General features: G+C 60.4%; 17 protein-coding genes. 10 read left to right on the forward strand and 7 right to left on the reverse strand.

The features are described from left to right. Nucleotides 1-6: 6 nt before the first annotated feature. On the reverse strand, nt 7-531 hold the full coding sequence (locus ACOQOT_RS02185; protein ID WP_420560746.1) for a lytic transglycosylase domain-containing protein: 525 nt from the start codon (nt 529-531) through the stop codon (nt 7-9). A gap of 122 nt (nt 532-653) precedes the next feature. Here ACOQOT_RS02185 and ACOQOT_RS02190 point away from each other — a divergent pair, with 122 nt between their 5' ends. The 3 genes from ACOQOT_RS02190 to ACOQOT_RS02200 all read left to right on the forward strand — a co-directional run bounded on the left by ACOQOT_RS02190 (nt 654) and on the right by ACOQOT_RS02200 (nt 3,781). Then, a complete protein-coding gene (locus ACOQOT_RS02190; RefSeq protein ID WP_420560747.1) occupies nt 654-1,301 on the forward strand; it encodes a TetR/AcrR family transcriptional regulator in 648 nt (215 codons plus the stop codon). Nucleotides 1,302-1,445: 144 nt separating this feature from the next. Continuing rightward, nucleotides 1,446-2,441 (forward strand): MBL fold metallo-hydrolase, encoded by a 996-nt coding sequence (locus tag ACOQOT_RS02195; protein WP_420560748.1) that lies wholly within the window; start codon nt 1,446-1,448, stop codon nt 2,439-2,441. A 155-nt stretch (nt 2,442-2,596) separates the two neighbouring features. Next, entirely contained in the window at nt 2,597-3,781 is a 1,185-nt protein-coding gene (locus tag ACOQOT_RS02200) for an FAD-dependent monooxygenase (protein ID WP_420560749.1), read from the forward strand. On the opposite strand, the gene ACOQOT_RS02205 is transcribed toward ACOQOT_RS02200, so the two are convergent. The 5 genes from ACOQOT_RS02205 to ACOQOT_RS02225 all read right to left on the reverse strand — a co-directional run bounded on the left by ACOQOT_RS02205 (nt 3,776) and on the right by ACOQOT_RS02225 (nt 8,195). Then, entirely contained in the window at nt 3,776-4,228 is a 453-nt protein-coding gene (locus ACOQOT_RS02205) for a YaiI/YqxD family protein (protein WP_420560750.1), read from the reverse strand. The two genes, ACOQOT_RS02200 and ACOQOT_RS02205, sit on opposite strands and share 6 nt — an antisense overlap. Then, entirely contained in the window at nt 4,225-6,054 is a 1,830-nt protein-coding gene (locus tag ACOQOT_RS02210; RefSeq protein WP_420561894.1) for an ABC-F family ATP-binding cassette domain-containing protein, read from the reverse strand. Before ACOQOT_RS02210 ends, ACOQOT_RS02205 begins: the two co-directional genes overlap by 4 nt. A 74-nt stretch (nt 6,055-6,128) precedes the next feature. After that, on the reverse strand, nt 6,129-6,446 hold the full coding sequence (locus ACOQOT_RS02215; protein WP_420560751.1) for a hypothetical protein: 318 nt from the start codon (nt 6,444-6,446) through the stop codon (nt 6,129-6,131). Nucleotides 6,447-6,629: 183 nt separating this feature from the next. Continuing rightward, on the reverse strand, nt 6,630-7,799 hold the full coding sequence (locus ACOQOT_RS02220) for an acetyl-CoA C-acetyltransferase (RefSeq protein WP_420560752.1): 1,170 nt from the start codon (nt 7,797-7,799) through the stop codon (nt 6,630-6,632). A 210-nt stretch (nt 7,800-8,009) separates the two neighbouring features. Further along, nucleotides 8,010-8,195: a hypothetical protein gene (locus tag ACOQOT_RS02225; protein ID WP_420560753.1), complete on the reverse strand. Its 186-nt coding sequence runs from the start codon at nt 8,193-8,195 to the stop codon at nt 8,010-8,012. 48 nt (nt 8,196-8,243) lie between these two features. Between ACOQOT_RS02225 and ACOQOT_RS02230 the strand changes: the two genes are divergently transcribed. The 7 genes from ACOQOT_RS02230 (at nt 8,244) to ACOQOT_RS02260 (ending at nt 16,795) form a co-directional block, all read left to right on the forward strand. After that, nucleotides 8,244-8,762, forward strand: a complete 519-nt coding sequence (locus ACOQOT_RS02230) for a hypothetical protein (RefSeq protein ID WP_420560754.1) — start codon at nt 8,244-8,246, stop codon at nt 8,760-8,762. A 378-nt stretch (nt 8,763-9,140) separates the two neighbouring features. Then, nucleotides 9,141-11,582: a DUF1302 family protein gene (locus tag ACOQOT_RS02235; protein WP_420561895.1), complete on the forward strand. Its 2,442-nt coding sequence runs from the start codon at nt 9,141-9,143 to the stop codon at nt 11,580-11,582. Nucleotides 11,583-11,786: 204 nt separating this feature from the next. Next, nucleotides 11,787-13,445 (forward strand): sulfatase-like hydrolase/transferase, encoded by a 1,659-nt coding sequence (locus ACOQOT_RS02240; protein ID WP_420560755.1) that lies wholly within the window; start codon nt 11,787-11,789, stop codon nt 13,443-13,445. 84 nt (nt 13,446-13,529) lie between these two features. After that, nucleotides 13,530-14,198 (forward strand): ZrgA family zinc uptake protein, encoded by a 669-nt coding sequence (locus ACOQOT_RS02245; RefSeq protein ID WP_420560756.1) that lies wholly within the window; start codon nt 13,530-13,532, stop codon nt 14,196-14,198. Between the two features lie 34 nt (nt 14,199-14,232). Then, complete coding sequence (locus ACOQOT_RS02250) at nt 14,233-14,976, forward strand: ABC transporter ATP-binding protein (protein WP_420560757.1); 744 nt, start codon at nt 14,233-14,235, stop codon at nt 14,974-14,976. Continuing rightward, entirely contained in the window at nt 14,973-16,244 is a 1,272-nt protein-coding gene (locus tag ACOQOT_RS02255) for an ABC transporter permease (protein WP_420560758.1), read from the forward strand. The genes ACOQOT_RS02250 and ACOQOT_RS02255 overlap by 4 nt, the downstream gene beginning before the upstream one ends. A gap of 8 nt (nt 16,245-16,252) precedes the next feature. Beyond that, complete coding sequence (locus tag ACOQOT_RS02260) at nt 16,253-16,795, forward strand: DUF3299 domain-containing protein (RefSeq protein WP_420560759.1); 543 nt, start codon at nt 16,253-16,255, stop codon at nt 16,793-16,795. Between the two features lie 9 nt (nt 16,796-16,804). Here the strand turns inward: ACOQOT_RS02260 and ACOQOT_RS02265 are convergent, their stop codons facing one another. Further along, the gene (locus ACOQOT_RS02265) at nt 16,805-18,559 is read right to left on the reverse strand and encodes a monovalent cation:proton antiporter-2 (CPA2) family protein (RefSeq protein WP_420560760.1); all 1,755 of its coding nucleotides are present in this window, start codon (nt 18,557-18,559) and stop codon (nt 16,805-16,807) included. Between the last annotated feature and the right edge of the window lie 147 nt (nt 18,560-18,706).

Genomic DNA, 18,706 nt, shown 5'->3' on the forward strand with positions numbered 1-18,706 from the left:
TGGGGTTTATTTCTGAAAGGAAACGGAAACGTCAGGCCGCACGCCGTACCAGCGCTCGGCGGCGGCAAGTACGCGGTCGAGGTATTTGCGCGCATGAGAGGGCGTGCGCGAATGGTACCAGCCCATGCCTTGCCAGATATTGCCGCCCGCCTCGTCGATATTGACCCGCAGGATCCAGGTACCAACGGCGATGTTGAAACAGGCATCGTTCTGGAGCTGGCGGCGCAGGAGAGCGCGCGGGCGCTCATAATGCTCTTCGATCAAGGGCAGCCAGAACGTGTTGATCTGCATAGGCCCAAGATCGTCCGTGCCGTTGCTGTTGCCTGAGACGGTGCCGGCCTCACCCCCTTCCACATCGAGGATGAGCCAGATCAGCGGCTCGGGCACCTCGTAATGGGCGGCGGCCTTGGTGATGCAGGTTTTAAGCTCCGGCGTGCTGGCTGCCGCCTTTACCGCATGGGCGGGCGAAGCGCCAATGCCGGAAAGGGCGAGGCAAGCGGTGAGTGCGGCAATGCCGGTGGAGCGGGGCATGGCTCTTCCATTTTCAATGAGAAGAAGAGTGTCGCTACCCGGCTTTAAAACCGGATTTCGGTTTTGCTTTCTTGTGAGGAGGGATTCACCCATAATAGACCGGCTGTTCTAAAAGGTGAGTGATGAAAAAGCCGCAGAAAACGAAGCCGGACGGGCAAAGCGAGACCTCTGAAAAGCCGGCAAACAAGCCCGCGAACAAGAAGATCAGCAAGGGCCAGAAAACCCGCCAGCAATTGATCGAAGTCGCGGCCTCGCTTTTCCAGAAGCAGGGGTTCCACGCGACCGGCATTTTCGACATTGCCGAGGCTGGGAACCTGCCGAAAGGCTCGATCTATTATCATTTTCCAGGCGGCAAGGAAGAGATCGGCGCGGCCGCCGTCGCCTTTGCCGGCGCCCAGATCGCCGAGGCGCTGGAAGAGCTGGCCGGTAAGGCGAAAGATCCGGCGGACTTCGTGACCAAAGCCGCCTCCCTGTTGGGGGACGTGCTGGTCGAGAGCGATTTTCAGGGCGGCTGCCCCGTCTGTCTTGTCGCGCTGGAAGTCGCGGGCAAAGTTGAGCCCATCCGGCAAAGCGCGCTCGAAGCCTATGCGCGCTGGCAGATGATCATCGAAAAACGGCTTTGTCTTTTTGGGGTGGAAAAGAAAAAAGCCGCCGCGCAGGCAGAGCTTGCCATTGCCGCCATCGAAGGCGCGCTCATCCTCTCCCAGGTTCAGCGCTCCCCGGCGCCGCTGAGGCGCCTCGCCCGTCAGCTCACCCTCTTCCTCGCTTAAGAACCCGCACACCTTGCACCGGTAAGACCGCTCTGCCTCCTGTGAAGTGGCGGAAATCCGCGCCATTTCGCGCCCAGCGGTATTTGTCTTGACAAAAATAGACCGGACAACATAAAAAATAATCCGAAACACAGGAGAGATATCATGAGCCAGTCCCGCAGCCTTCCCTTTACCCCGCGTACCCTGCTTTTGGCGGGCCTGGCTTTGCTCGCCGGTCTCGTTCTGGTGATCGCGGGGTTCACCGCCTATCAGCTTTGGCCGCGCGTGATCGATACCTCCGCACTTGCCGGGGAGGGGGACTATCGCCTGCCTGCGCCGGCGCCCGGTGCGCCGCAGGTGGAGCTCGGCTATTTCGTGACCGGGAAAAATGTCTCGCCCCAGGCGTTCATTTTCAGCGGCGGCAGCCTCTTGAAAGAGCACACGTCCATTTTCTCCGGCGTGGTGGTGCGCCATCCCGAAGCCACCTTCCTGTTCGAAGGCGGGATCGGCTCGCGCATTGCTGGTGAATTCGAGCGGAATTTTTCCGGTCTCAATGCCAAGCTTTTTGCCTATGAAGGAAAGACCCCGGCGCTTGAGCAATTAAGCGCGGCGGGGCTTACGCAAGCCGATGTCGAGTTCGTCCTGCTCACGCATTTGCACTGGGACCATGCAGGCATCATCAAGGATTTCCCGCAAACGCCCATCCGTATTCTGGAAGCCGAATATGAGGGCGCGGTCACGGCGGGGAAGATCGGTAATCCCGGCTTCTTTCCCGAGCAATATATGGACCCGGCCATCAATTGGGACTTTGTCACGCTCGATCCCGTCCCCTTCGGTCCTTTCGAACGCTCCAAAGATATTTTCGGGGACGGCACCGCCGTGCTGGTCGAGCTTGGCGGTCACACCACGGGCTCGCTCGGCCTCGTGCTGAGCCGCAGCCCGCAAGAGCGCTATTTCTTCATCGGCGATGTTTCCTGGTCGGCCGAAGCGGTTTCCATTCCGGCCGAAAAAACACCCTTTGCCCGCTCGCTCGTCGACCGGAACGCGGAGGAGACGGCGCGCACCGTGGCGCTTCTTCACGAAATCGCGAAGGCCAATCCGGGACTTGCCATTGTGCCTTCTCATGATGAGGCGGCTTTTGCGGCACTGCCGCGTCTTTAAAGCCGCGCGTCCTTAAAACCCTTCGCTTTGATCTGCCGCAATAAAGCAGGTGGAGGCAACATGCCGCCTTTGCCGCTCTGGCCCGAGCCTTTATGGTGAGCGCGGGTGGCTCGGCGAGTGAATGCAGTAGCGCATTCGCGGGCGAAGGGACGGTAATGAAAATACTGATTGCAGGCGGCGGCATTGGCGGCCTCACTGCGGCACTGGCACTGCTTGCCAAAGGGCATGAGGTTGCGCTTTTCGAGCAAAGCGCGGACATGGGAGAAGTCGGTGCCGGGCTGCAGCTCGGGCCGAATGCGCTGCGGGTTCTTTTCTCCCTCGGCCTCGAGGAAGAGCTGGCGAAAGTTTCTTTCGAGCCGCAAGGTATCGAGCTGCGCGATCATGTCTCGGGCCGGCTTTTGACACAGATCCCGCTGGGCGAGCGGGCGCGGGCGCGCTACGGGCTTCCCTATTTTCATATTCACCGGGCGGACCTCCACCGGCTTTTGCATGAAGCGGTGGCAGCGCGCAGTCCCGGCACGATCCGCACCGAGGCGAAAGTGAACGGCCTTTATCAGAATGCCCGCTCGGCAACGCTCATCTTTGAAGACGGTGCGGTGGAAAGCGGCGATCTTATTGTCGGCGCAGACGGTATTCATTCGGCGGTGCGTACGGCCCTTTTCGGCGCGCGCAAACCTACCTTCAAAAAGATGATGGCCTGGCGCGGTCTTGTGCCCGCCGAGCGGCTCAAAGATGTGGGTCTGCGCCCCGTCGTCACAAGCTGGCTCGCCCCCCATGCCCATGCCATTACCTATTATGTGCGCGGCGGCGAGCTGGTGAATTTCGTCGGGGTGGTCGAGCGGGACACCTGGGTCTCCGAAGCCTGGATGGAACCGGGCAGCCGCGAGGAACTGCGCCGGGATTTCGGGTCCTGGCATCCAACGCTCAGCGCCGTGGCCGAAGCGGTGGAAAATCCCTTCCGCTGGGCGCTCCATGCGCGCGCGCCGCTTGCCTCCTGGAGTTCAGGCCGCGTCACGCTGCTCGGCGATGCCTGCCATCCGATGCTCCCGTTTCTCGCGCAAGGCGCGGCTATGGCGATCGAAGATGCTTGCGTCCTGGCGGCCTCTCTTGAAACGGCACCCGTGCCGGATGCGCTTGCCCGTTATGAGGCGGTGCGCAAACCGCGCGCCTCCAAGGTGCAGGCGCAGTCCGAGGCGAATGCGGGGCTCTTTCATCTTGCCCACCCGCTCTTGCGCGGCGGTGTTCACTTTGCCATGGCGGCGGGTTCAAAGCTTCTGCCGGGCTTTACTGCGTCCCGCTATGACTGGCTGATGAAATATGACGCGACAGCGGCGTTATGAGCCCTGCTTTGCCTTGCGCACCGTCTCTTCCAGTGCGCTGAGAAAACGGGAGCGGTCTTTCTGCGTGAAGGCGGGATTGTAACTTTTGAAATCGCTCGTCTCGCGCAAGGTGCTCGTCAGATCGCGCATCGCGAGTGACATGCCGATATTTTCCGGCGAGAAAGGTTTACCGCTCGGCCCGAGCGCAAGGGCCTGTTTTTCAAGGCAGCGCGCGGCAAGGGGAATATCGGCAGTAATCACAATGTCGCCCGCGCCGATATGATCCGCAATCCAGTCATCGGCGGCGTCCGGGCCCTCCGGCACGATCATTTGCCGCACAAGCGGGCTGCGCGGCACGCGCATGCCGCTATTGGAAACGATATAGGTCAAAAGCCCGTGCCGCTCGGCAACGCGCAGCGTTTCCTCTTTCACCGGGCAGGCATCGGCATCGACATAGATCGTGGTCATGTGCCCTCCAGTTCCTCGCGCAGCATTTCAAGGGCAAGCCAGTCTTCTTCTTTCTGGGCCAGCTCAGCCTCTGCCGCTTCCAGCGCCTTGGCGGATTTGGCAAAGCCTTCCGGGTCTTTGGAATAAAAATCGGGTGCGGCGAGTTTTTCTTTCAGCTGCGCGATTTTACCGCCAAGCTTTTCCATCTCGCCGGGCAGGGTTTCAAGCGCATGTTTTTCCTTGAAGGAGAGCTTGCGCTTTTCCTGTCTCTTGGCGGGCGCGGCGACGGCTTTGTCGCCGCCGGATTTTTGCTTGGCGGGCGCGGCTGCTTTTTCTTCCTTTTTGCGTGCGCCGCGCTGGCGCTCCATATCGCTATAGCCGCCGGGATAGACCTGCCATTCGCCATCTCCTTCCGAGGCAATCGTATATGTCACGATCCGGTCGAGAAAATCGCGGTCGTGACTGACAAGCAAGAGCGTTCCCTCATAATCGGCGAGCATTTCCTGCAAAAGATCGAGCGTTTCGATATCGAGATCGTTGGTCGGCTCGTCGAGGATCAGAAGGTTGGAGGGCCGGGCAAGCGCGCGTGCCAGCATCAGCCGTCCGCGTTCACCGCCCGAGAGCGCATGAACAGGCGTGCGCGCCTGTTCCGGGGCAAAGAGGAAATCCTTCATATAGCCGATGACATGTTTGCTGGCGTTGCCGACTTCCACCATGTCGCCGCGTCCGCCGGTCAGCACGTCGCGCAAGGTCTCGTTCGGATCGAGACTTTCCCGGTTCTGTTCCAGCGTCACCATCTGCCGGTTTGTGCCGAGCTTGATGCGGCCTTCGTCGGGCTCGAGATCGCCTGTGATGAGTTTGAGAAGCGTGGTCTTGCCCGCGCCGTTCGGCCCCACGATGCCCACCCTGTCGCCGCGCAGAATTTTGACGCTCAAGGATTTGACGATGGGCGCACCGTCATAGGATTTGCTCACCTCTTCAAGATCGGCAACGAGTTTGCCGGAGGTTTCTCCTTCGGTTGCCGCCATCGTGACCGTGGCGGTGGCGCGGCGCAGCGCTTCGCCTTGGCTGACACGTGCGGCGCGCAGTGAGTGGAGATCGCGCAGCCGCTTCTGATTGCGCTTGCGCCGGGCGGTGACGCCGTAGCGCAGCCAGTCTTCTTCCTGCTCGATTTTACGTTCGAGTTTGTGCTGGGCCTGCGCTTCTTCCTCGATCAGCCGGTCGCGGGTTTCCTCAAAGGCGGCAAAGCCGACATTGAAGGCACGTGTGCGTCCGCGGTCGAGCCAGACGGTATTGCGCGAAAGATTGGACAAAAAGCGCCGGTCGTGGCTGATGAGAACGAGGGCGGATTTCAGTCCGCGCAATTCGCTTTCCAGCCATTCGATGGCGGGCAGGTCGAGATGGTTCGTCGGCTCGTCGAGGAGCAGAATATCGGGCGAGGGGGCAAGCGTGCGGGCGAGAGCGGCGCGGCGTGCCTGGCCGCCGGAAAGATGGGCGGGATTTTCATCTCCTGAAAGTCCCAGCCGCTCCAGAAGATAGCGCGCCCGGTAAGGGTCGTCCCCGGGGCCAAGCCCGGCCTCGGCAAAGGCAAGAGCGGTCTCGAAGCCGCTGAAATCCGGCTCCTGCGGCAAATAGCGGATCGTGGCGCCGGGCTGCAGGAAAATTTCGCCGCTATCGGGCGTGGCCAGCCCGGCGGCGACTTTCAAAAGGGTCGATTTTCCCGATCCGTTCCGCCCGACAAGGCAAAGCCGGTCACCGGGCGAGACGGCAAGCTCCGCCCCGTTCAGAAGCGGTGTGCCCCCGAAGGTCAGGTGAATGTTTTTCAGATGTAAAAGCGGCGGCGCCATGGCCTTGGGCTTAATGGCCCCGCCTGTGCCTGACAAGAGGCTTTCTTGACCCTGAAGGGAGTTTCGGGAGGCGCTTAGCGCAGGCGGCCGTCTTCAGCGGCATCTTCCTCGAAGCGTTCCAGCTCTTTCTCGCTCAAAGCCTCGTCCCGGTCTTTGTCGTAATAGGCGTGAAAGCCTCTGGAAAATTCACGCTCATCCACGATGCCGTCCTTGTCGAGGTCCCATTTCTGGTAAATGCCCTGCGCGGCGAATTGCTGCTCGAAGGCACCGGCATTGATCCCGGCAGGCCCCGCCGCCCAGGCGGAGGTGGCGAGAATATAGGTCATGGCGGCCAGAAGAGCGGCCAGCCATTCGTTGTTGACGATAAAGGCAATGATCGGCTTGCGGCCCATGGCAGCCTCCCATTTCTGTATCCCAAAGTGGCACAGGCCGCCGGCACAGGGCCGCACGTCACCTGTTTCATTTTAAACGCGCGGGCAGGGGTGTTGGTTCCCGATTGTGACGCGGCGAAACGGGCAAAGAAAAACCGGCGGGGAGGCCCCGCCGGTTCATCCGTTTCCGCTAAGGTGCGGTGCTTAGAGACGTTCGATGATCGTCACATTGGCCAGGCCGCCGCCTTCGCACATGGTCTGCAGGCCGTAGCGCTTGTTCTGGTTTTTCAGCGCATGAACCAGCGTCGTCATAAGCTTGGCGCCGGAGCCGCCGAGCGGGTGGCCGAGCGCGATGGCGCCGCCATTGACGTTGAGCTTTTCCGGATCCGCGCCGGTTTCCTTCAGCCAGGCAAGCGGCACGGAAGCGAAGGCTTCGTTCACTTCATAAAGATCGATATCGTCGATCTTCATGCCGGCTTTCTGCAATGCCTTCTGCGTGCCCGGAAGCGGGGCTTCCAGCATGATGATGGGATCGCCGCCCACAACGGTCATGTGGTGGATGCGGGCCATCGGCGTCAGGCCGAGTTCCTTCAGCGTCTTTTCATTGACGATCATGACACCGGCCGAGCCGTCGCAGATCTGGCTGGAGGTCGCCGCCGTCAGCCGGCCGCCTTCGGCGAGCAGCTTCACGCCTTTGATGCCGTCGAGGCTGGCATCGAAGCGGATGCCTTCATCCACTTTGTGCATTTCCTTGCCGTTTTCCGTTTCCACTTCCACGGCAAGAATTTCATCGTCGAACGCGCCGGCCTGTGTGGCGGCAATCGCGCGCTGGTGGCTCTGATAACCGAACTCATCCAGCTGATCGCGGGAGATGTCGTATTTCTTCGCCATCATTTCAGCGCCCATGAACTGGGAGAACTGAATGTCGGGATAGCGCTTCTGCATTTCCGGGCTCATGTAGACGCCGAAGCCGTTTTTGGCAGGCAGCGACGCGGGCAGGCCCATCGGCACGCGCGTCATGCTTTCAACGCCGGCGGCGATCACGCAGTCCATGAAGCCGGACATCACGGCCTGAGCGGCGAAGTGGATCGACTGCTGGGAAGAGCCGCACTGACGGTCGACGCTGGTCGCCGGAATGCTTTCCGGCAGACCGGCGGCGAGCACGGCGTTACGGCCGATATTGACGGCCTGCTCGCCTGCCTGGCCGACGCAGCCCATGATCACATCGTCGATGCGGGCCGGGTCGATATCGGTTTTCTTGACGAGGTCTTTGAGCACCGCGCCGGCGAGGTCCGCCGGATGCCAGCCTTTGAGTTTGCCGTCGCGGCGGCCGCCTGCCGTGCGCGAGGCAGCAACGATATATGCTTCTGCCATGAGTGAATTCCTTCCTGTTAACGCAATCCGTTATGGGTCAGGGCTTTTGCCCTTTATGCGGATAAAAGCTGCCCTTCCTTTACACCCTTTGAAACGCGCGCTCTAGCTCTCTCGCCGCAGATTTGATCACTTCGCGCCCCTGACGTAGGGGAACATTGGAGAGAGGATGATGCGGAAGGATGTGAGCTGCGCGGCGCCGTTAAGTGCGTTTCACGCCGCCTCGAGCAATTTTAAAATCGCTGCGACCGTGCAGGCCTTCGCATCTTCGATGCTGAGCTTTTGCTCATTGCGCAATTGGTCCCAGGCGGCAAAAGAAGCGGCCATTTCCACCCCCGCGCGCGCCGCCGCAGGGGCGCTGGCGCATTCGGGCAGGCAGGTCCAAAGCCAGAGGCGCATTTCCATACTGCCTGAGGCGCGGCGGCGCTCGATTTCCGGCGTATTCCAATGGCGGGAGCGATCCGAGCGGATGAAAGGGCCGGCGCGTTCGTAGAACTCGCCCCTGATATCCATCATGGCGCGGGTGCGCGCTTCCAGATCGCCGGTGATTTTTTCCTGTGCCGATTGAATGAGCGGGCGCAGAGAGGCGTCAAGCCGGTCCTGAATAGCGGCATAGAGCGTGTCGATATCATCGAAATGCCGGTAGACGGAGCGAAGGCCGACTTGTGCCTTTTCGGCGACCTGCTCGCCGGTCGGCGCGGGCTGGCCGCTTTGGATCAGCTCGAACAGCGCGTCGATGATTTTCTGTTTCGTTTGCGCACCCCGTGCGGCGCGGCCATCGGTTTTTTTGACGAAACTGACTTTTATGGGTCTTCGACACCCTCTTGCCTCTCCCCTTGCGCGAGTGGGCTGTTTGCCGAGGTTAAGGCCTTGGGCGTTGAGGGGCGAGCGTTTAGCGTTGCGGTTTGGCTTTGTAATTTATCGGCACATCAAATGCCTATTGTTAAGAGAAAGATCTGTTCATGATAATTTGTCACGATTCTTGCCGGACTCATCGGGAGGAGAGATTCAGCCGGTATAGCGATATTTCGTATGAAGAAAGTCTTTAGAAATCAGCTAGTTCGTTGATTTAACTAATAAATTAGCCGATTCTCGTATATGCCGATTTGTCACAGTTATATATAAACTGAGTCATTAAAGCCTGAAGTTATTGACAAGAAGCGTGTCTATTAATCTTCTAGGGTGTGCTTGAGTGCCGAGGGGCTCGCAAAGCACCAATCGAAGTAATCGAGGTATGCGGGGCGCGAATCGCTTCGCGTGAGGAGGGAATAGATGATCGGAAAGATCAGCGGACGCGGCGCGCTAGGCGCGGCGTCGCTGCTGGCGATGACATGCCTATCGGGCATGCCGGCCAGCGCATTGGAATATCAATTCGGCGGTGTGCAGATCTACTTCGACACGACGGTTTCGGCCGGTGTGTCGGCGCGCGTCTCCGAACGTAATGACCTGTTTTTGCCGGGTGGCAACGGCGGTCCGATTGAAGACCGGGGGGATGTGGAAACAACCACTGGTTTGACCACTACGGCGTCTGCTGCTGCCGGTAACTTCGGTACCCAGGTAGTGACGCTCGACCGCGAGACGGGCCCGAACGCTTTTGCCGGGTCGATCAACACCGATGACGGCCGTTTGAACTTCGACAAATGGGACCTGACATCGGGCGTCGTCAAAATGACGAACGACATTCAGGCGAACTGGCAGAACTACACGCTCTTTGCCCGTGTGAACTCGTTCTACGACGCGGTTCTGGATAATGACAGCTCTTACGAGCGTTTTGCCCTGAACGAAGGCGGCAAGGTGGATGCCGCCCGCGACATCGACCTGCTCGACCTTTATGTGTCGGCGGATTACAACGTGGGCGATTTGCCGCTCAACCTGCGTATCGGCCGCCAGGTGATCAACTGGGGCGAAGGCACGTTCATTCTCAACGGTGTGAACTCCGTTTCCCCGCTCGATGTGAACGCCTTCCGCCGTCCGGGTGCCGAAGTCAAGGAAGGCCTGCTTCCCGTTTGGGCGGCTTATGGCTCCATCGGCCTTCCCTACAATCTCGCGCTGGAAGGTTTCTATCAGCTCGAATGGGAAGAAACCCAGCTCGACCGTCCGGGCACGCCCTTCTCCGGCTCTGACGTGACCGCGCAGGGCGGTGTTGCGAATGCACAGTCTTTCGTGACAGGCGGCCGAAACATTTCAGGCTTCTTCAACCGTAACTGTTCGACGCCTGACGCCTTCTCTATCGCATTCGATGGTGCCCTCGCTGCCGACCCGCGTTATGTTTGCGGTGGTACGAATGCTTTCGTGGACTATGCGACGCCTTATCCGGTTGGTAACAACGAAGCGCTGCGTTTGGCTCTGAAAGACGGTACGGGTGACATCGCCCGCGATCATGACCGGGAAGCAAGCGACAGCGGCCAGTATGGTCTCGCACTGCGCTGGTATTCGGAAGAGCTCAACTCCACCGAGTTTGGCTTCTACTTCATGAACTACCATAGCCGTGTGCCGATCGCGAGCCAGCGTCTTATCGGCCGGAACGCAAATACCTCGCTGCAAGTCTATACTGCAGTGGAACAGGATTCTGGCCAGACGTCCCGGCAGGCATTGCTTGGTGGGTGTACTGCTGGTCCTGAGCCGGGCCTTGCCGCATTGACCACTAACCCTGCTAAGGTTGCCTACCTTAACTCGGTTCTCGCCAACGACCCCAATAACCTACTTGGTGCAGCCAAAGGGGTTCTCGGCGGCTTGGCGCAACCGAACTCGGGTGCGACCATTTCTCCGACATTGAATGCTGCTTTGGCAGCTCAAGGCGGTATTCAGACGGGCAGCCTGCTTGAAACGATGCTGGTGAACTGTCAGATCATCAACAACAAGCTTCAGGTTGTGAATGTCGATGGGGCGCCGACCCCTGTTCTGGTTGATGGCACGGAAATTCTTGCCAATACCACGACAGCAGGTGCGGCTAGCAATGTTGGCCTCTTCCTGGAATATCCGGAAGACATCAAGCTCTTCGGCTTTTCCTTCAACACCACGATCGGCGATTGGGGCGTGCAGGGCGAAACCTCGTTCCGTCCAAACCAGCCGCTGCAGCTTGATACGGACCAGCTGACGCTTGCCACTCTTGGCGGGTCTTGCTTGTTCGACTTTATCCTTGGTGTCGACCTGATGTCGGCCCAGCTTGATGGGAGCCAGACCTTCTCTTCAGGGGCCACTTGCGGTCAGACGCCTGAAGGTAGCGTCACGGAATACACGGGCTTTGTCCGTGAAGAAGTTCTGACGGCTCAGATCGGCACGACGGCGACCTACACCCAGTCCAACCCGCTGATCGGCGCGCTTGGCGCTGACCTCGGTATCCTGGTAACGGAAGCCGGGGCGATGTGGGTGCCGGATGTTCCGGATGAAGCCGACTTCTCCCGCAAGCAGCTTGCCAATGTGTGTACGTCCGGTACGGACCTGCCGCTCGGCGCCTTCCTTGCGCTCAACAACCGTCAGGGTTGCCGTCCGACCAGCCTGTCCTGGGGCTATGTGCTCCTCGGCCAGCTGCAGTACAACAACGCGTTCGGCACGCCGATCACGCTGAACCCGACCATCGCATGGCAGCATGACGTGGCCGGTAACGCGCCGGCACCGCTTGCCAACTACCGTGAAGGGCGCAAGCGCGTCAGCCTGTCTCTGAACGGCTCGTATCAGAGCTCCTGGCGTGGCGGGATTTCCTACACGAACTTCTTCGGTAACGAGAAATACTCGAAAGACGGCGACCGCGACTTCGTCTCCGTCAACGTGTCCTACTCGTTCTAAGACATGAGGAGGGCGGCTGCGGCCGCCCTCTTCCAAGACCTCTTCGTTGTGCCTCGATGTCAGCATCCCTCAAATGCGCATCCGCGCAGCGATTTGAGAGCGGAGATGGAGCGATCCATCTCCGCTCTTTTCTTTTGCGCCCCGGCTGGACAGGTCTTCATCCCGAACTTAATGTAATGCATTATATTGGGGTGGAGGATGATCATGGCAATTGGGAAGAAAACCGGCGGCCTTTTGGCGGCAACTGTCCTGGTGGGCGCAGCGCTTTGGTATCTTGCGGCACAGTATTGGATTTATGTGCCGGGTATTCTTGCAGAATGGCGCGATCCTATTGGCCCGAACCGGCCTGTCGCCTGGGAGAAGGGGCCGGAAGAGGCAGCGCAGCCAGCAGGCGAACGCGCGCCCAATGTGATCCTCATTCTGGCCGACGATCTGGGCTTCAACGATCTGACCTTTGCAGGCGGTGGGCTTGCCGGCGGCAGCGTGCCGACGCCCAACATCGATTCCATTGCGAGGAGCGGCGTTACCTTTGCCAATGGCTATGCTGGCAATGCCACCTGCGCGCCCTCCCGCGCGGCGATCATGACCGGGCGCTATGCGACCCGTTTCGGCTACGAGTTCACGCCAGCCCCCGTCCCCTTTCACCGGCTGATCGCGAGCTTCAATGAGGATCGCGATCCGCCGGCCTTCTACCATGCCGAGCGTGAGGCGGAGACGCCGCCGGTCGATGATATGGGCATCCCCCATTCTGAAGTAACGGTCGCCGAGCTTCTTCAGGAGCGCGGCTATCACACGCTCATGCTCGGCAAGTGGCATCTGGGCGGCGCGCCGGGCATGCGCCCGGATGCCCATGGTTTCGATGAATATCTCGGCTTCATGCCGGGGGCGGCCATGTTCTTGCCCAAGGACCATCCGGATGCGGTGAACTCCATTCAGGACTTCGACCCGATCGACACCTTCCTCTGGGCGAACCTTCCCTACGCTATCCGCTTCAACGGCTCGGGCCGCTTCGAGCCGGATGGTTATATGACCGACTATTTGAGCGCCGAGGCGGTCAACGCCATCGAGGCGAACAAGAACCGTCCCTTCTTTATGTATCTTGCCTACAACGCCCCGCACACACCGCTTCAGGCAACCCGTGCCGATTACGACGCGCTCTCTCATATCGAGGATCATACCGAGCGCGTTTACGCCGCGATGATCCGCGCCCTCGACCGGGGGGTGGGCGAGGTACTTGGCGCGCTGAAAGAAAACGGCCTTGAAGACAACACGCTGGTGATTTTTACGAGCGATAATGGCGGCGCCCATTATGTGGGTCTGCCCGATCTCAACCGGCCTTACCGGGGCTGGAAAGCGACCTTCTTCGAAGGCGGCATTCATGTGCCTTACTTCCTTAAATGGCCCAAAGTGCTGCCCGCCGGTACGCAGCTAGCCGCACCTGCCGCGCATATCGACATTTTCTCCACCGTGGCCGCCGCCGCTGGCGCCGCCCCGCCCGAAGACCGTCAGATCGACGGTATCGACCTTGCCGCCCTGATAAAGGGAGAGCCTGCGCCGTCCCGCCCGCTCTTCTGGCGCTCGGGCGATTATATGGTCCTGATGGACGAGGGCTGGAAACTGCAGCGCTCCGGCACACAAGACAAAGTCTGGCTCTTCAATCTGAATGATGACCCGACCGAGCAGCAGGACCTTTCCGCCAGCGAGCCGGAAAAGCTGGCCGAGATGACGGCAAAACTCGATGCGATCAATGCCCGGCAAGGCAAGCCGCTCTGGCCGTCTCTTATCGAAGCGCCCATTGCCATCGACCGCCCGCTGAATACGCCGCAGGTAGAAGGAGAGACGTTCATCTACTGGTCGAACTAAGAAGAAGAGCGCGGCGTAACGCTTGAAAAGAGCGGAGTGGGAGAATATGTTACAACATAACATTTCCCCTTTCGGAGGAAGCCTATGCCGGCCAAGACACGACCGCGTCTCTTTTTCTCCGTTGCATCGCGCAGTGCTTATGCGGCGCTCACCCTTTGCGCTTTGTCTTTTTCGGCGGGCGCGGAGGAGAGACGCCAGGCAGACGCTCATGTGCACGGACAGGCTGAGCTTTCTATGGCGCTCGACGGCGAGGCGCTGCAGGTCGAGCTGCATAGCCCGCTCGCCAATCTGACGGGGTTCGAACACAGCCCGGAAACGGACGAGGAGCGTGCCAAGCTGGCCGCGGCCAAGGAGACGCTGAAAGACGGGGATGCTCTTTTCATTTTCGAAGGCGGGAACTGCGCGTTTGAAGAAGCAGCGCTCTCCGATCTCAGCTTTGAGAAGCTGGGTGGCATGGAAGAAGAGCACGATGCCCATCATGAAGAGCATGAACATGACAAAGACCATGATCATGATGCCCATGATCACGGCGAGCATGATCACGATGCGCACCACGATGCCGGTGAGGCTCATGCGGAGATACGCGCCGTTTATACACTCTCCTGCGCTGCGCCGGCGGATATTGCCGGTTTCGAAACACGCCTCTTTTCTCTTTTCTCCGGGTTTGAGAAGATCGAAGCCGTGTTCTTGAGCGCGGACCGGCAGGCGGCAGAAGTTCTGACCCCCGCCCGTCCCGGATGGGAGTTTGAATGAGGCTGAATTTTCAGCGCCGCATTGCAGAGGCGATATGAGCCGGACGCTTGCGCAAGCGCCTCAAGCTGAGGCGGCCATTGCCTTGCAGGATCTCCGTTTTGCCTGGCCGGGCGGCGCGCCGGTGCTCGATATCCCTGCCCTTCATATCGCAAGGAACGAAAAAGTCTTCGTCGAAGGGCCCTCGGGCAGCGGCAAGAGCACGCTGCTGGGCCTCATCGGCGGGGTGCTGACACCGGCGCGCGGCAAAGTCCTGCTGCTCGGGCAGGATCTCGGCGCGCTCAGCGCGGCGGGCCGTGACAGGTTCCGCGCGGAGCATCTTGGCATCGTCTTTCAGATGTTCAATCTGCTCCCCTATCTCTCGCTGATCGACAACGTCATTCTTCCCTGCCGCTTTTCGCTGCGCCGCAGGGAGGTCGCCCTTGCCGCAACGGGCACGCTCACCGGCGAGGCGCGCCGTCTTCTGGCCCATCTCGGGCTGCGCGATGAGGCGCTGCTGCAGCGTCCGGTGACGCAGCTTTCCGTCGGTCAGCAGCAGCGTGTCGCCGCCGCCCGCGCGCTGATCGGCGGGCCGGAAATCCTGATCGCCGATGAACCCACCTCCGCTCTCGATGCGCGCGCCCAAGGCCGGTTTCTGGAACTTCTGATCGAGGAATGCGAGCGGGCGCAAAGCGCGCTGGTTTTTGTCAGTCACGACACTTCACTCAGCCGGTTCTTCTCCCGCTCCATTGCGCTGCCCGAGGTGAACCGCGCGGCAGCGGCGCCGGAGGAGGGAGCATGAACCGTTTCTTCTTTCTGCCCCTGGCCGCCCGCTCGCTGATGAACCGGCGCGTCACGGCGCTCCTCACGCTTTTTGCTATCGCGCTTTCCGTCATGCTGTTTTTAGGTGTCGAGAAGATCCGCCTCGGCGCGAAGGAAAGTTTCGACAACACGATCTCGGGCACGGACCTTATCGTCGGCGCGCGCTCGGGTTCGGTCAACTTGCTGCTCTATTCCGTCTTCCGCATCGGTGATGCGACGAACAACATTACCTGGGAAAGCTACCGCGAATTCACCGAGCATCCCGACACGGCCTGGACGGTGCCGATTTCGCTCGGCGATTCCCATCGCGGTTTCCGCGTCATGGGCACGACGGGAGCCTATTTCGAGCATTATCAATACGGCCAGCGCCGCCCGCTCGTATTCAGCGAAGGCGCGCCCTTCGAAGATGTTTTCGATGCGGTGCTCGGCGCTGAAGTCGCAAGCCGCCTTGGGTATGAGCTCGGGGATGCCATCACGCTCTCCCATGGCATCGGTGAGACGAGTTTCGCCAATCATGAGAACAAGCCCTTCCGCGTGGCCGGCATTCTAAAGCGCACCGGCACACCGGTGGACAGCACCGTGCATGTGCCCCTGGAAGGGATCGAGGCCATTCATCTGGGCTGGGAAAGCGGCGCCCGCAGCCCGCTTGCCGCGCTTTATACGCCCGAGCGCGTGCGCCAGATGGAATTGCAGCCTGCCGAGATCACCGCCTTCTTCATGGGCCTGAAATCGCGTATCGCCGCGCTCAAGGTTCAGCGCGAGATCAATCAATATAAGAGCGAACCCTTGCAGGCCGTCATTCCGGGCGTTGCCCTTTCCCAGCTTTGGCGGGTGGTTTCGGTGGCCGAAACGGCGCTCACCTCCATTGCCGCTTTTGTCGTCTTTACCGGGCTTTTGGGCATGCTCACCGCGATCATGACGAGTCTGAACGAACGGCGGCGGGAAATGGCGATCCTGCGCTCGGTAGGCGCCCGGCCCTGGATGATTTTCGCACTTTTGATGAGCGAGGCAGCGCTTTTGGCGCTAGCCGGCGCGCTCTCAGGCATTGCGGCCATCTATATAGCGCTTACCGCGGCCCGCTCCTTTATCGAGGCGCAGCTTGGAATTTTCCTCGGCGCCCTTCAACCCGGCCTCTATGATCTTTATCTTATCCTGGCCGTCGTCGGCGCGGCGCTGCTTCTCGGGCTCTTTCCAGCCCTGCGCGCTTACCGCAATTCGCTTGCCGACGGTCTGACGGTCAGAGTTTAAAGGTGGTGATGATGTTTTCGCTCCGGCACTTCCTGTTCCTTGCGGCATTTGTTCTTTCGTTGGGCGCGGTGCTGCCGCTCAGCGCGGCGGAAGATGAGGGCGAGCAGGTCACCTTGTCCTGGGAGGACCTTATGCCGCCCGGCGAGGAAGAGCGGCTCATGGAGCTTTACGAGCAGCAGATGAGCACCATGCCGGATATGAGCCTCATCCCGGAAGGCAGCGCTGCCGACAAGCCCATACAGTTCGGCACCTATAATGTGGTGGAAGACCTGAACGGTAAAAACATCCGCATCCCCGGCTTCATGGTGCCGTTCGAGCTGAATGCGGGTGAGGTGACGGAATTTCTGCTCGTGCCTTATTTCGGCGCCTGCATTCACGTGCCCCCGCCGCCACCCAATCAGATTATCTATGTGACGGCGAAGGAAGACGTGCTCTTTACCTGGGACGCAGTCTGGATCGAAGGCGTCTTGAAGACCGACAAGCATCTCAACGATCTCGGCAATGCCGCTTATACGCTGGAGCTGACCAAGGTCGAGGCTTACGAGAGCTAGGCGCGCCTCCTAACTCTCTTTTTCCGAAGCGCTCTTGCCTTCGATGACATCGGCGATCGGCGCATATTGATCCTGGCGGATGCGCTCGATGATCGTGTTGACCGCCTCCATGGGTGTGCCCAGCGCATGGAGCACCTGGCCGGACAGCTGCAGGCTCGCTTCCAGCGTTTCGGGCACCACATGGCGGGCACCGAGCTTCATATAGCGGTCGGCTTCCTCGGCATTCGCCGCGCGCACAAAGACCGGCACATCCGGCCACATATCCCGCACGATCTCGAAAGCTTTGTGGGCGGCCTGCGGCGCATCGAGCGTGATGACGATGGCGGCGGCGCGGGAAGCGCCGAAGCGTTCCAGCACATCCGGGCGTATGGCATCGCCGTAAAAAACCGGCTCGCTGCGCGCCCGGCAGGCTTTGATGAGCGAGGGGTCGAGATCGAGCGCCACATAAGGCACGGTCTGCAGGCGCATGAGATCGGCCACCGTCTGCCCGACCCGGCCATACCCGCAAATCACCACATGGTCGCGCAGCGTGTCGTCATGGGCCGGGCGCTCGCGCGCGGCCTGCGCGCCTTCATAGCGTTTGACGAGCCATGCACTGAACGGCACGAGAAGCGGCGTGAGCGCCATGGAAAGCCCGGCCAGTACCGCCATGAACTGGCCCGTCTCCGGCGGAATGAGCTTGAAGGTGAGCGCCGAAGCCAGAATGACGAAAGCGAACTCGCCGGCTTCTGCAAGTGAAAGGCCGGTGCGCACCGCTTCCGGCCGCGTCAGCCCGAAGGCGAGGGCGAGACCCGTGGTAATCGCCGTCTTCAGCGCCAGGAGCCCGGCAAGCGAGAAAAGCAGCCAGCCTAAACTGTCGAGTAGCACGGAAAGATCGAGCGCCATGCCGACGGAGATGAAAAAGAGCCCGAGCAAGAGCCCTTTGAAGGGCATGATGTCGGCTTCCACCTGATGGCGGAATTCCGTTTCCGCCAGGATGAGCCCGGCAAGAAACGCCCCGAGCGCCATGGAAAGCCCTGCCATTTCCGTCGCCGCCGCGATTCCGAGAATGATGAAAAGGGCGGTCGCCGCGTTCAGTTCCGTGCTGCCCACATTGGCGACGATGCTAAGAAGCCCGCGTAAGACGATCCGCCCGAGAAAGAGCAGAATGACGACGGCGAGCGCCGCTTTGCCGAGCGTCCAGAGCCCATCGGCGAAAAGATTGCTGCCTTCCGCCGAACTGCCGAAGGCGGTGACGAGAATGAGAATGGGGGCGACGGCAAGATCTTGAAAAAGTAGAACGGAAAAGCTCACCCGGCCGAAGCGCGAGGCGATCTCGCCGCGCTCGCTCAAGGTCTGCATGACCATGGCGGTGGAGGACAGGGCAAGGCCCGCGCCGATAAGAAGGGCGGCGGCGGGCGCATTGCCCCAGGCATAGGCAACGGCGGCAATGGCAATGGCGGTGATGAAAACCTGCGCCGCGCCGAGCCCGAACACATAGCGGCGCATGGCGCGCAGCCGCTCGACCGAAAGTTCGAGCCCGATGGTGAAAAGCAGAAAGACGACGCCGAATTCGGCGATCGTGCGCACCCCCTCGATATCCGCGATCACCGCAAAGCCGGAGGGGCCGATAATCGCCCCGGTGATGAGGAAGCCCAATATGGGGCTCGCCTTCAGCTTCTGAAAGAGCGGCACCAGAATGATAGAGGCAAGCAGGAAGGTGAGGATTTCACGCAAGGCTGGAATGCCGTGACCGATTTCCCCAAAACCCATTTCTTCCAGCATCAAAACCCCCGGCTTTTGTCTTTAGTGAGCTAAGCCTGTCTGACCCCTCAAGGCAAGGCGATGAGACAAAAGCGGGGGCAGAAAATAAAGAAAAAGGAGCGGGCTCGAGGCGCGCTCCTTTTCGTTTCCGTAGAGGCTGCGACCGAA

Origin of the sequence: Tepidicaulis sp. (genome assembly GCF_965222285.1) — a bacterium.
Lineage (GTDB): Bacteria > Pseudomonadota > Alphaproteobacteria > Parvibaculales > Parvibaculaceae > Tepidicaulis.